Here is a 13,722-nt window from a genome sequence, read left to right on the forward strand (position 1 = left end):
AGTCAAGCCACATTATATTTAACATGGTATACATGAAGAATAACTCTCTGAAAAAAAACTGAAGCCAGGAGTTTTTTGCGCACCCTGTAAACCGACGATGTGACAGGGGTACTGGTGCAATGCACCTCGCGAATACCCCTGTCGTATCGCCGGAAAGCAAAAACCCCGCGCTGGCGGGGTTCTAGTTGTGTTTAAATTGTTCGCTTATCGTCGCTGCCATCGTGGCGCAGCTCTGCCAAGCATATATAAATCATCCACTTTACTGGCCCGTTTTCAACGTTTTTTCTAGAATAAACACTTATTACTAATTTTTTAGTTCTGCGAGGCCTTGCCTCCCGTGCACTGATACTCAATATAGACATCCGCCTGCCTGCACCCCATAGGGACAGGATCTGTGCATTGTGACGTTTGGCCACCGAATGCCTCGGCCCCCTCGTACCCCCAAATCCTGCACTTTTGTGCCGCCAGGGATTGCCCCTGCGTCATATCAACATTCGCCTTTTCAAATGCTCCGTAGCTATCACCAACGTGATAGCCCATTCTAATTGTCCCGTCGGCTTTGCTCCCACCGACAGGCGTCATCTGTTTTTGAACGGTGCAGCCGGATAGCGCTAAAACACACAAACAACACAATGATATTTTTTTCATGATAAACCCTATTCATTTTAGGTTTTTTCATGATGAGCCATGAGTTTAGGGAAACATACTGCTACTCGCTGTTTTAGGATTACGTTTACCCGGTTCCTGGTTAGCGTTTATCAGTACGCAACTGACGACGGGCCTCCAGATACACCCGCGCTCCGAATATCTCAACGCACCAGCGCACGCGCTTGCGGGCCTCGTCTGCTGTCAGCCAGGGCGCAATATGCTGAATATTCCGGGTCAGGTCCGAAATTTTTTTTCTCGTCGTGTAGTAGCTCGCACCAATAATATAAACCGGATCATTCTGTTCGAACGCCTCCAGCACGCAATGCTCCATAAAATCTGCATCATCGTCCGCTAACGCCTCGTTGAGAATACTAACTAGCGCTTTTGCGCACCCTAAGACAAAAATAATCTTTCACCATCGTGAATATGGCGCTACCGGGATCCAGAAAGTGCACTTTGTTTTCATGCCCAGGATGCGCAAGGGAGAACAAAAACCCAACTACTCTATGAGTAGCATAGGTGCCAGATGGAACGCTGCTGTAAAACGTGCTGGTATTCGTCGCCGTAATCCGTACCATACGCGGCATACTTTTGCTTGCTGGCTGTTATCGGCTGGAGCGAACCCATCATTTATAGCTAATCAGATGGGGCATGAAAACGCGCAGATGGTATACGAAATTTACAGTGCATGGATTGAAGAACTGAACGGCGAACAGGTGAAAATGCTCAACGCCAAACTTGCCCTGTAAAAAAATTTTGCCCCTTATATGCCCCTTTTGGAGTCAGAGACAGTAAATAATGCAGGAAAATCAACAAGTTACAAAGAAAGAACAATACAACCTGAACAAATTACAAAAACGTCTGCGCCGTAACGTGGGCGAAGCCATTGCCGACTTCAATATGATCGAAGACGGCGATCGCATTATGGTGTGCCTTTCTGGGGGGAAAGACAGCTATACCATGCTGGAGATCCTGCGTAATTTGCAGCAAAGCGCCCCAATCAGTTTTTCCTTAGTTGCGGTTAACCTCGATCAGAAACAACCTGGCTTCCCGGAGCATATTCTGCCGGAATATCTGGAACAACTGGGCGTGGAGTATAAGATTGTCGAAGAAAACACCTACGGGATCGTCAAAGATAAAATCCCTGAAGGCAAAACGACCTGCTCGCTCTGTTCTCGCCTGCGTCGCGGCATTCTGTACCGCACGGCAACTGAGTTAGGCGCCACCAAGATTGCGCTCGGTCACCATCGCGACGACATCCTGCAAACGCTGTTTTTAAACATGTTCTACGGCGGGAAGATGAAAGGTATGCCGCCGAAGCTGATGAGCGATGACGGTAAACATATCGTTATCCGTCCGCTGGCTTACTGCCGTGAGAAAGATATCGAGCGTTTCTCCGAAGCGAAAGGTTTCCCGATTATTCCATGTAATCTGTGCGGCTCACAGCCTAACCTGCAGCGCCAGGTCATTGCCGATATGCTGCGCGACTGGGACAAACGCTATCCAGGGCGTATTGAAACCATGTTCAGCGCAATGCAGAACGTTGTACCTTCACATCTTAGCGATATCAATCTGTTCGATTTCAAAGGTATCAGGCACGGTTCAGAGGTTGTGGACGGCGGTGATTTAGCGTTCGATCGTGAAGAGATCCCGTTGCAGCCTGCGGGCTGGCAGCCAGAAGAAGATGATGCTCAACTGGATGAGCTGCGCCTGAACGTCGTGGAAGTGAAGTAAGTCGATAGTTCCGGATAAGCGGAGCGCCATCAGGCGCTCCGACGAGTGGTTATTTCAATAACCGAACCCGGCAAGTCTTGCCTTTTATCTTACCGTTTTGCAATTGCTTCCATGCCTTATGCGCTACAGTCTGGCGAACAGCGACATAGACATGCGCCGGATGAACGGCAATTTTGCCGATATCGGCGCCTTCCAGACCAATATCACCGGTCAGCGCGCCGAGAACATCGCCGGGACGCATTTTAGCCTTTTTACCGCCATCAATGCATAACGTCGCCATCTCAGCTTCCAGCGGCAGGATTGGGCCGTTAGCTGGGGCTGGCAGCCAGTTCAGCTTCAGTTGCAGCATTTCAGAAAGAATATTGGCCCGCTGCGCTTCTTCCGGTGCACAGAAGCTAATCGCCAGACCACTGTTGCCGGCACGCGCGGTACGTCCGATACGATGGACGTGGACTTCCGGATCCCACGCCAGTTCGAAGTTAACCACCAGCTCAAGTGATTTAATATCCAGACCACGCGCGGCCACATCGGTAGCAACCAGAACGCGCGCGCTGCCGTTGGCAAAACGGACCAGCGTTTGATCGCGATCGCGCTGCTCAAGATCGCCATGCAGTGAGAGAGCGCTTTGCCCCGCCGCATTCAGTGCGTCACACACGGCCTGACAATCTTTTTTGGTATTACAAAAAACTACGCATGATGCAGGTTGATGCTGACTGAGCAATTTTTGCAGCAGCGCAATTTTGCCGTGGCTGGAAGTTTCGAAAAACTGCTGCTCAATCGCCGGCAGCGCGTCAACGGTATCAATTTCGATCGTTAATGGATTTTGTTGCACCCGGCCACTAATGGCGGCAATGGCTTCCGGCCAGGTCGCAGAAAACAGTAAGGTCTGACGCGAAGCCGGCGCAAAGCGAATGACATCATCAATCGCATCGCTAAAGCCCATATCCAGCATGCGATCGGCTTCATCCATCACCAGCGTATTCAGGGCCTCCAGAGAAACAGTGCCTTTTTGCAGATGGTCGAGTAAACGCCCCGGCGTGGCGACAATAATATGTGGCGCATGCTGCAGGGAGTCACGTTGTGCGCCAAAGGGCTGCCCACCGCACAACGTTAAGATCTTGGTGTTAGGCAGAAAGCGCGCTAAGCGACGCAGCTCACCCGCCACCTGGTCAGCAAGCTCGCGCGTTGGGCACAGCACCAGGGACTGCGTCTGAAACAGCGCGACATCAACATGCTGTAATAATCCAAGACCAAAAGCCGCCGTTTTGCCACTGCCGGTTTTAGCCTGCACGCGAACATCTTTCCCCGCCAGAATTGCCGGTAACGCAGCAGCCTGAACAGGCGTCATTTCAAGATAACCCAGCTCGTTAAGATTCTCGAGTTGGGCAGCAGGTAAAACATTCAGGGTTGAAAAAGCGGTCACAATTTAATCTCGCGGTAAAAACTCACAATCAGCAGGCGCGTATCCTCGCAGATCTGCGCCCGCGATGCGACAATTTAATCGGCTCTTCATCCGGTGGGGGATCCGGCATTGGCTGCGGACGAGGTATGGGATCGGGAATGGGAACCGGGTCGGTCGGTAGCGAATCAGTGTGCGGCGTTGCAATCAGACAGTTCATATACCCCTCCAGTTATTCAGGTTGGCTCTTTTAGGGTAGACGCTGATTTCCTGCAGGCAAAAAAAAGCCGACTAATCTAAGTCGGCATCGTACGAATCAATTGTGCTATGCAGTAATTCAAAAAAGGAAGTAAGACAATATGGAGCGCAACGCCCATCGCTTGACGTTGCATTCACCTGCGAGAGAGATATTGCCCCGAATAGGTAGATGGTTTATTGACTTCGCTCAAAAACCAGGACGTTTTCATGCGCAAAAGTCACTAAAAAACGTTGTTGTTACAACCATTTACTACGATGCAACCATAAAGTAACACCACCAATCAGGACCACTAACAGAATACAAAAAAGTGAGAAGCCAAACTGCCAGCCGCCGCCAGGGATACCGCCGAGGTTAACGCCAAACAGCCCGGTTAAAAATGTGCTGGGAAGAAAAACCATTGCCATCAATGACATTGTATACGTTCGGCGAGCCAGAGACTCCTGCATAACCTGCGCAATTTCATCCGCCATAATACCGGTCCTGGCAATACAGGCATCTATTTCATCCAGCCCTCTCCCTAGCCTGTCAGCGATATCCTGCATCCGCCGCCGATGGTCGTCGGTCATCCAGGAAAAACGTTCGCTCGCCAGTCGGGAATAGACATCGCGTTGAGGCGCCATATAGCGGCGCATCACAATTAACTGCTTACGTAGCAATGCCAGGAAACCACGCGGCGGAATTTGCTGATCGAGCAGGTTATCTTCCAGATCGATAATCTTATCGTGCAGTTGTTCGATAAACTCACTGGCATGATCGGTTAGTGCATCGCAAACATCCACCAGCCAACTACCACAATCAGCCGCTCCCGTGCCTTCCTGGAGATCGCTGACCACATCATCCAGCGCCAAGACTTTACGCTGACGCGTTGAGACAATCAAACGTTCATCCATATATAAGCGCATCGCAACCAGTTGGTCAGGTCGCTCGTCGGTGCTGCCGTTAATACAGCGCAGCGTAATCAACGTACCTTCCCCTACCCGGCTTACGCGTGGGCGCGTGCTTTCACCCGCCAGCGCATCACGCACGTTATTGGGAAGTAAAGGCGTTGTCGCCAGCCATTGCGCACTTTCAGGATGGGTATAATTAAGATGCAGCCAGCAGGGATGTTGACTGTCGATAACATCGTTATCTTCCAGTGGCTTCACCCCACCACGGCCATCCAACAGCCAGGCAAACACGGCATCCGGCACATTAACATCCGTTCCCTTAATGGCTTCCACAGCGCCTCCACAAACATTCAGCTTTTTTCGTTAGTCTAGCTGTCAGAATATGTTAAGCAATATCTCATTGTCCCATTGTGCTGAAATGATTCATAAAAAGTATCTGATAATAAGAAAAGCGCCGACGAATGCGGCGCTGGTTACGAGATGCCCCTCTCAGGCCCGCTGGCGTCCCTCTGATTCAAGCGCATGACTTAAGCGAAATTTATGCGTTCGCGATTGAAGGTCAATCACCTGGTTTTTCAGGATACCTGAGGAGTCAGAAAGCTCATCAACCATAATGGCATTACTTTGGGTGACGTTCTCCAGTTCGGCCAGAGCATGGGTAATTCTGATAATTCCTTTCTCCTGCTCCTGCGTAGTGGTTAATATCTCGCCCATCAGTTGGTTTAATTGCCCGGCTCCCCCGACAATATCATGCATGTTTTTCTCAGCTTCACGCACAATAGCAGCGCCTTGCTGAACATTTTGATGGGTTTGGGCAATCAGTTGCTTAATATTCTTAGCAGCATCTGCACTGCGGTGTGCAAGCATTCTTACCTCACCGGCCACCACGGAAAACCCTTTGCCATGTTCACCGGCCCTTGCAGCTTCCACAGCAGCATTCAATGCCAGAATATTGGTCTGGAATGCAATACCATCTATCAGCGTAATAATTTCTGTCATTTGCTGTGCGCATTCGGTGATTGAACGCATATTTGTCGCAACCTGCACCATTAATTCGCCACCCTGACGGGCGCATTGCGTGGCAATTGTTGCCTGGGCGCTGGCTATTTGCGTGTTATCAGCATTATTTCGCGTATTAACCGCTATTTCATCCATGTTGGCAGCCGTCTGCATTAATGCTCCGGATTGCTGTTCTGTTTTCACTGAAAGCTCGGCGCTGCGTTCCGCTAGCTGTTCAGAAAGCGTCATCGCCGTTTGCGAGGATGTTCTGATCTCATTAACGAGTGCTGAAATATTACTTGATAAGCTATTGATGCCAGGAATTAGTCTACCCGCACAGTTATTACCAAATTCGGGAATACTGATTGCCAGATTCCCGGATGTTACCTCTTCAATGCTTCTTTTAACCGTATTAATCGGCATGACCAGATATTTCGTCATGTACCACCACAAACATAATATAGAAATAATGCTTACCGCATTAGTGCCAATAATAATTTCTGGGGTAGCCGAAAAAATCATTTCAACAACATTGAGCGCAACCGCCGTAATGAGCAGAAATAAAATAATAAAAGTTCTGACGCTAATATCATTTAACATTTTAACCCTGTGCACCAAGAAATAACGTGGATGTTATTTTTATAGCATCTGCAATACAGATTTCCATTGCTCTGTGACGAAAGCTGAACTTTCAATGAGAGCCAACAGACCTTTTACTTAAGTCAATAAATTACACTGGCCATTCATAATAGTTCAGCACTTTATCCCGCCAATGGCGGTAATGTTCCCCACCATCAGATTATTGTGATGGCGAGCACGTGACGAGCATAAAACACACAGAAACATAGTTTTTATGAATGTTTATATAAGTAAAGGCTTGTCATTTTCAATATCTTGCCCTTCGCTCTAATACTCATTGTAAAAACACAAGAACATTCCTGGTTTTATCAGGTTAACTGGACAAAACCTGCTAGATTTATCATCACGGCTTTTTTTCGATAGGTAGTAAGATGTTGCACGTGTCGTGGGACCCTGTATTGATTGGGATTTCCTTTGTTGTCGCGTTTATTGCCTCCTTTATTGCCCTCGACAGTGCGGGTAAGGTAGCAATCTCCAGCAAACGTGAATCTACCTTCTGGCGGCTATCTGGCGGCGCTACGCTGGGTATGGGGATCTGGTCGATGCATTTTATCGGTATGCTGGCCATGAAAATGACTATGCCGATCAATTATCACCTATCACTCACCGCGTTTTCGTTCTTTATTGCGCTCATTTCTGCAACCCTCGCCATCAATATCGCTATTTCCGGTAATACGTTATCAACAAAACGACTGGTCATTGCCACCAGCATATTGAGTGCCGGCGTTGTCACGATGCACTACGTTGGCATGTATGCCATTATCGAACATGTGGCCATCTCATGGGATCGCTCGCTGATATTGCTCTCTGTAATTATTGCCGTCGTTGCGTCTGGCGTAGGTTTATGGCTCGCCTTCCATTTACGCCAAAACACCCGTCGCGTGCTGATTAACCGACTTATTGCTGCCCTTATTATGGCGCTGGCAATTGCTTCTATGCATTACACCGGTATGGGAGCGGCAACGTTCACCCATTTTGGACACACTGCGCACGATGGGCTCAGTACGCTGGAACTCTCTGTCTGGGTCTGCGCCGTCACGCTGATTATTTTGGGTATCATGCTGGTCGTCTCGATGGTGGATTCACAACTGCGCACTTCCCGACTGGCTGACAACCTGCATCAGTTGAACTGCCAGCTTGAACATCAGGTCCACTTCGACGCGCTGACCGGACTAGCTAATCGAACGCAAATAGATACCCGCTTACAGGCCTGCCTGCGGCATTCCAAATTGCATCAACAGCATTTCGCGTTGGTATTTATCGACCTCGATCGTTTTAAAGTCGTTAACGATACCTGGGGGCATCACATCGGTGATCAACTGCTGATTGCCAGTACACAGCGTATCTACAGTTGCCTTGATGATTCAATGACGCTGGCAAGACTGGGGGGAGATGAATTTATCTTGCTGGTTCCAGACTGCAACCAGCAGGCTATCTCCGCCTTGCTTGCGCGAATTTCAGATGCGATCGGTGACCCCTTTACCTTATTCGGTCATACCATTCGGGTTTCGTTAAGTGCGGGGAGCAGTATTTATCCCGAACATGGCTCGACACTGCATGAGCTAAAAGTGAAGGCCGATATGGCGATGTATCATGTCAAACAGGCGGGCAGAAACGGCTGGGCTATTTATAGTCCCCAGATGGAAGCTATCGCTGATACGCCGCCGACATTTCTACAGGAACTTTCACAAGCGCTTGAACGCAACCAGTTTGAGCTATGGTATCAGCCTAAATATACCGCCGGAGATCATTCCCTGACTGGTTTTGAAGCGTTATTACGCTGGCATCATCCGGAGCGCGGCATGCTGCTACCGGCTGAATTTCTGCCTGCGCTGGAAGAAACGGGCCTGATTATTCCCGTCGGCAGATGGGTTATCCAACAGGCATGTTTGCAGTTGCATCAGTGGACATTACAAGGGAATAAAGAATGGACGCTCGCCGTTAACCTCTCACCCGCCCAGTTTGAACAGCATGATATTATTGATGTTGTTTGCAACGCCCTGGCGCAATACCAAATTTCACCTGCCTGTCTCACGCTGGAGCTCACGGAGAGCACTGCACTTAAATATTTAAAACGCAGTATTGAAATCCTGAATGCTTTTTCGGCTTTGGGGATCACCGTTTCTATTGATGATTTCGGCACTGGTTATTCAAATATATTGATGTTGAAGTCACTTCCGGCACGGGAATTAAAAATCGACAGGATATTTGTCAAAGATATTAGCGAGAACAGTAAAAATACAAAAATTGTGTCTACCATTATTGACATAGCTCACTCCATGAATATGCGCGTGGTGGCTGAAGGAATAGAAACCCAGGAGCAGGAATTACTTCTTACCCAGATGGGATGTAGCATGCTGCAAGGTTTCCTGTTTGCAAAACCGCTGCCAGCGCATAAGATTCATGAACTGATCCAATCAGAAAACAGCATCAAACAAAAGCCAGTCGTACAACCCTTGTCTCACCGACAATCAATAACTTTGTGAGACTGTAATATCTAAAATATTCGCCATTAAACGGGCAACACAGCAGATAAAGATAACGGGATTATCGATGAGCACAACCGAGCTGCATTCACTGGATTTGTTAACCTTTCCGGTGTGGATTGTTTCGCCACAAACCGAAGAACTGGTGTTCGCTAATATCGTTGCACGTGAGTTAATGCAGGATCTCTGTTTTTCCCCACTGCGCAAGGGCATATTCTCAACGCATTCTCAAAATGATTTAACCATGTATCTCAGTGACTTGAGCAATCATCATCACGTTGTTGAGATCCTCACGGTTTACCGCGATGGTGAGGAAATCGCGTTGGCCAGCCGCCTGTCCATTAAATCTCTGCCGGGCGTGGGGGATGTTATCCTTTTCGAAGGCATTGAAACGCCAACTGCGCAAGGTCTGAAAGCCAGCCGTTCAGCAACTTATCAACGAAAAAAACAGGGCTTTTATGCGCGTTTTTTCCAGACCAACTCCGCGCCAATGTTACTGATTGATCCGTCCCGCGATGGCCTGATCGTTGATGCAAACCTCAGTGCCCTGAATTTTTATGGTTACAACCTTGATGTGATGTGCCAGAAACATACCTGGGAGATCAACATGCTGGGCCGCCATATATTGCCGGTAATGCATGAAATCGCCCATCTGCCCGGCGGCCATAAGCCTTTGCACTTTGTCCATAAACTGGCAGACGGCACCTCACGTCATGTACAAACCTACGCCGGACCGATTGAAATTTACGGTAATAAACTCATGTTGTGCATTATTCATGACATTACCGAACAAAAACGGCTGGAACAGGAGCTTGAGCATGCCGCTCTGCGTGACCCTTTAACGGGATTACTTAATCGCCGACATTTTTATCAGGTAACCGAGCCGGAGCAGACGCATGCGGTATCATTGACGCAGGACTACAGTCTGTTGTTGATCGACATCGATCGTTTTAAAAGCATTAACGATCTCTTCGGTCATTTAAAAGGCGATGAAGTGCTTTGCGCTCTGGCCCGCACGCTGGAATCCTGTGCACGAAAAGACGATCTTATTTTTCGCTGGGGTGGTGAAGAATTTGTGCTGCTGCTACCGCGAACCTCGCTGGATGTCGCCCTCAATCTTGCAGAAGTGATCCGCGCGACGGTAGCCAAGGTTACTCTCCCTGGTCTTCCCCGCTTTACCGTCAGCATTGGCGTTGCGCGGCACGAAACGAACGAAAGTATTGATGAATTATTCAAACGCGTGGACGACGCGTTGTACAAAGCCAAGCACGAAGGCAGGAACAGAGTACTGGCCGCCTGATGAATACGTTGATCAGCGGCTGCGCTTAGCGTGACGCTCCCAGTTTTCCTGTTTTGCCTGCGCGGTTTTACGTAATGCCACATAGCATGCCCCGCTGCCGCCGTGATGCGGCAAAGCGGCGCAGTAGGCCTGGACGTCATCAAATTCTGTCAGCCAGCGCGCCACATAGCTGCGAACAATATTGGCATGAGCGTTATCATCACGCCCCTTACCGTGTATCACCAGCACGTTACGTAATCCATCTCGCTGTGCCTGCAGAATAAAACTGAATAGCATCTGGCGGCATGTTTCTACGGGCTGGCGGATGAGATTAAGGCTCGCCTGCTGCGGATATTTTCCGGTTCGCAGTTTGTCAGTCACGCCGTGCTGTAAACCTTCGCGACGAAACTCCAGCGGCTCGTTCAACGGGATAATATCGAGAAACCCCGTCGTGAGAAAGTTATCCAGTTGAAGCGTATCGATACGCGCCGGAGTGCGGATATTACGCGTTGGCTGCCAGTGTACATCGGCGCAGCCCTTCAGCGGTTGGACATCCCCCATAGCATCCAGAAACAGCGAAGCATCATCAAGATTCATGTTTCTTCCTCCAGCGAATTACGACGAGCATTATCATAACCGCGCACTATTATACCGACAACGGTTTACGATTATTTCCAATAATTCACCCGGCTCGCTCCGCTGAAAAGATCTACTCACGACATACAGATATCCGTTTTTAGGGGTATAGCTGCGACTGTCGCTGGCGTGATAATGTGTAACCTCGCCTGAACGCTGTAATGAGAGAAACGGATGCTGAACTTACTGGAAGATACCATCGACACGCCGCTGGGCCCGCTGTGGGTTATTTGTGATGAGCAATTTCGCCTGCGCGCGGTGGAATGGGATCAGCACCGCGATCGCATGGAACAATTGCTGGATATTCATTACCGCACAGAAGGTTATCAGCGTATTACAGCCAAAAACCCTGGCGGATTAAGCGATAAACTGTCGGAGTATTTTGCCGGGAATCTCAGCATTATTGACACGCTGGAAACGGCAACGGCTGGCACGCCTTTCCAGCGTGAAGTCTGGCAAGCATTACGCACTATCCCGTGTGGGCAGGTCATGCACTATGGTCAACTGGCCGAACAGTTAGGGCGCCCCGGTGCTGCAAGAGCCGTCGGTGCGGCCAATGGCGCCAACCCGGTAAGCATTGTGGTCCCCTGCCATCGCGTCATTGGGCGTAACGGCACCATGACTGGATATGCTGGCGGCGTACAGCGAAAAGAGTGGTTATTGCGTCACGAAGGCTATTTGTTACTCTAGATTCCAGGCAATTAATGCCTTATTCGTCACACTTTCGCATAATGTGACCACAAATTAAATGCGGTTAATCAAGGAGATACAAACATTCATTCCGGTTATACCTGAATTATTCTCTATTGGGAGTAGCTCAGGCTTACGTGCTCACCAAAAAGATGTTAAAATTGACAAATATCAATTACGGCTTGAGCAGACCTATGATCCCGGAAAAGCGAATTATACGGCGCATTCAGTCTGGCGGTTGTGCTATCCATTGCCAGGATTGCAGCATCAGCCAGCTTTGCATCCCGTTCACACTTAACGAGCATGAGCTTGACCAGCTCGATAACATCATCGAGCGCAAAAAGCCTATCCAAAAGGGGCAAACGCTCTTTAAAGCAGGTGATGAACTTAAATCACTCTACGCTATCCGCTCCGGAACGATTAAAAGCTATACCATTACCGAACAAGGCGACGAGCAAATTACCGGCTTCCATCTGGCAGGTGATCTGGTCGGTTTTGACGCGATCGGCAGCGGACATCACCCGAGCTTTGCCCAGGCGCTGGAAACCTCAATGGTTTGCGAAATTCCTTTCGAAACCCTTGATGACCTGTCCGGAAAAATGCCGAATCTGCGTCAGCAGATGATGCGTCTGATGAGTGGCGAAATCAAAGGCGACCAGGATATGATCCTGCTGTTGTCGAAGAAAAATGCAGAAGAGCGCCTGGCGGCCTTTATCTACAACTTGTCTCGCCGCTTTGCCCAGCGCGGATTCTCGCCTCGTGAGTTCCGCCTGACCATGACCCGCGGCGACATCGGTAACTACCTGGGTCTGACGGTTGAAACCATCAGCCGCCTGTTGGGTCGTTTCCAGAAAAGCGGTATGCTGGCAGTGAAAGGCAAATACATAACTATTGAGAATAGCGACGCGCTGGCAGTTCTTGCTGGCCACACGCGTAACGTTGCGTAATCTTTCCGCAAGCATTTCTGTTATCCTTCTGTCAAATCGCTAAATTTTCCCGATTTATTGATCTGGCAGGAGGTTCTCCCCTGTTTCAATCCACATTATTGGGTTACTCTTTTAATTACAAACTGCGATGACAGTTGTAAGGAGACCCTGTATGGCTATGTATAAAAATATGCTGGTCGTCATCGATCCAAACCAGGACGATCAACCAGCATTACGGCGAGCTGTTTATTTGCATCAACGGATTGGTGGCAAAATTAAAGCCTTTTTGCCAATCTATGACTTTTCCTACGAGATGACTACCCTGCTGTCGCCCGATGAGCGTACGGCAATGCGTCAGGGGGTCATCAGCCAGCGAACAGCATGGATCCGTGAACAAGCAAAATACTACATCGAAGCAGGGATCCCTCTTGAAATTAAAGTGGTATGGCATAACCGTCCCTTTGAAGCCATCATCCAGGAAGTCATTAGCGCTCAGCATGACCTGGTCCTCAAAATGGCACACCAACACGACCGCCTCGAAGCCGTAATTTTCACGCCTACCGACTGGCATTTATTGCGCAAATGTCCAAGCCCGGTATGGATGGTTAAAGATCAGCCATGGCCTGAAGAGGGTAAAGCGCTGGTTGCGGTGAACCTCGCCAGTGAAGAGCCTTATCACAACGCGCTCAATGAAAAACTGGTCAAAGAGACGCTGCAACTAGCAGAACAGGTTAACCATACTGAAGTGCATCTGGTTGGCGCCTACCCTGTTACGCCAATCAATATCGCAATTGAACTACCTGAGTTTGAACCCAGCGTTTATAACGACGCGATCCGCGGACAGCATCTGCTGGCCATGAAGGCGTTGCGCCAGAAATTCAGTATCGATGAGAAAGTGACGCACGTTGAAAAAGGATTGCCTGAAGAGGTCATTCCTGATTTAGCCGAGCACTTGCAGGCGGGTATTGTAGTACTGGGTACCGTCGGTCGTACCGGTATTTCTGCCGCGTTCCTTGGTAACACCGCTGAACAGGTTATCGATCACCTACGCTGCGACCTGCTGGTCATCAAGCCGGATGAATATCAGACGCCAGTTGAACTGGATGATGAAGAAGACGATTAACCACACAACTCAATGCC

At 49.2% G+C, this 13,722-nt stretch carries 13 protein-coding genes and 1 pseudogene; 7 read left to right on the forward strand and 7 right to left on the reverse strand.

The features are described from left to right. Nucleotides 1-312: 312 nt before the first annotated feature. Nucleotides 313-648, reverse strand: coding sequence for a YecR family lipoprotein (yecR, locus tag OGV75_RS16980; RefSeq protein WP_065554834.1), 336 nt, complete (start codon nucleotides 646-648; stop codon nucleotides 313-315). 100 nt (nucleotides 649-748) lie between these two features. Then, on the reverse strand, nucleotides 749-967 hold the full coding sequence (locus OGV75_RS16985; RefSeq protein ID WP_200013674.1) for a hypothetical protein: 219 nt from the start codon (nucleotides 965-967) through the stop codon (nucleotides 749-751). A 70-nt stretch (nucleotides 968-1,037) separates the two neighbouring features. Between OGV75_RS16985 and OGV75_RS16990 the strand changes: the two are divergent. Beyond that, nucleotides 1,038-1,397: pseudogene (locus OGV75_RS16990) on the forward strand (tyrosine-type recombinase/integrase); the annotation flags it as partial. Nucleotides 1,398-1,446: 49 nt separating this feature from the next. Further along, nucleotides 1,447-2,382: a tRNA 2-thiocytidine(32) synthetase TtcA gene (ttcA, locus tag OGV75_RS16995; RefSeq protein WP_016153195.1), complete on the forward strand. Its 936-nt coding sequence runs from the start codon at nucleotides 1,447-1,449 to the stop codon at nucleotides 2,380-2,382. 49 nt (nucleotides 2,383-2,431) lie between these two features. Here ttcA and dbpA read toward each other — a convergent pair whose 3' ends face one another. The 4 genes from dbpA to OGV75_RS17015 all read right to left on the reverse strand — a co-directional run bounded on the left by dbpA (nucleotide 2,432) and on the right by OGV75_RS17015 (nucleotide 6,526). Then, nucleotides 2,432-3,805 (reverse strand): ATP-dependent RNA helicase DbpA, encoded by a 1,374-nt coding sequence (dbpA, locus tag OGV75_RS17000; RefSeq protein ID WP_016153196.1) that lies wholly within the window; start codon nucleotides 3,803-3,805, stop codon nucleotides 2,432-2,434. Between the two features lie 28 nt (nucleotides 3,806-3,833). After that, complete coding sequence (gene ynaL, locus OGV75_RS17005) at nucleotides 3,834-4,001, reverse strand: proline-rich small protein YnaL (protein WP_016153197.1); 168 nt, start codon at nucleotides 3,999-4,001, stop codon at nucleotides 3,834-3,836. Nucleotides 4,002-4,276: 275 nt separating this feature from the next. Further along, complete coding sequence (zntB, locus tag OGV75_RS17010) at nucleotides 4,277-5,260, reverse strand: zinc transporter ZntB (RefSeq protein ID WP_016153198.1); 984 nt, start codon at nucleotides 5,258-5,260, stop codon at nucleotides 4,277-4,279. A gap of 156 nt (nucleotides 5,261-5,416) precedes the next feature. Beyond that, nucleotides 5,417-6,526: a methyl-accepting chemotaxis protein gene (locus OGV75_RS17015; protein ID WP_286480941.1), complete on the reverse strand. Its 1,110-nt coding sequence runs from the start codon at nucleotides 6,524-6,526 to the stop codon at nucleotides 5,417-5,419. Nucleotides 6,527-6,936: 410 nt separating this feature from the next. Here OGV75_RS17015 and OGV75_RS17020 point away from each other — a divergent pair, with 410 nt between their 5' ends. Together OGV75_RS17020 and OGV75_RS17025 are read left to right on the forward strand one after the other, a co-directional pair. Then, complete coding sequence (locus tag OGV75_RS17020) at nucleotides 6,937-9,051, forward strand: putative bifunctional diguanylate cyclase/phosphodiesterase (RefSeq protein ID WP_286480942.1); 2,115 nt, start codon at nucleotides 6,937-6,939, stop codon at nucleotides 9,049-9,051. 67 nt (nucleotides 9,052-9,118) lie between these two features. Beyond that, entirely contained in the window at nucleotides 9,119-10,351 is a 1,233-nt protein-coding gene (locus tag OGV75_RS17025; RefSeq protein WP_019076853.1) for a GGDEF domain-containing protein, read from the forward strand. Between the two features lie 12 nt (nucleotides 10,352-10,363). On the opposite strand, the gene smrA is transcribed toward OGV75_RS17025, so the two are convergent. Next, on the reverse strand, nucleotides 10,364-10,927 hold the full coding sequence (gene smrA / locus OGV75_RS17030) for a DNA endonuclease SmrA (protein ID WP_049282427.1): 564 nt from the start codon (nucleotides 10,925-10,927) through the stop codon (nucleotides 10,364-10,366). Between the two features lie 213 nt (nucleotides 10,928-11,140). Here smrA and ogt point away from each other — a divergent pair, with 213 nt between their 5' ends. The 3 genes from ogt to uspE all read left to right on the forward strand — a co-directional run bounded on the left by ogt (nucleotide 11,141) and on the right by uspE (nucleotide 13,705). Continuing rightward, nucleotides 11,141-11,656: a methylated-DNA--[protein]-cysteine S-methyltransferase gene (ogt, locus tag OGV75_RS17035; protein ID WP_075848156.1), complete on the forward strand. Its 516-nt coding sequence runs from the start codon at nucleotides 11,141-11,143 to the stop codon at nucleotides 11,654-11,656. Between the two features lie 194 nt (nucleotides 11,657-11,850). After that, on the forward strand, nucleotides 11,851-12,603 hold the full coding sequence (fnr, locus tag OGV75_RS17040; RefSeq protein WP_003020397.1) for a fumarate/nitrate reduction transcriptional regulator Fnr: 753 nt from the start codon (nucleotides 11,851-11,853) through the stop codon (nucleotides 12,601-12,603). 151 nt (nucleotides 12,604-12,754) lie between these two features. Next, entirely contained in the window at nucleotides 12,755-13,705 is a 951-nt protein-coding gene (gene uspE, locus OGV75_RS17045) for a universal stress protein UspE (RefSeq protein ID WP_286480943.1), read from the forward strand. The last annotated feature ends 17 nt before the right edge of the window (nucleotides 13,706-13,722 follow it).

Origin of the sequence: Citrobacter sp. Cb028 (assembly GCF_030336705.1) — a bacterium.
GTDB classification, from domain to species: Bacteria; Pseudomonadota; Gammaproteobacteria; order Enterobacterales; family Enterobacteriaceae; genus Citrobacter; species Citrobacter braakii.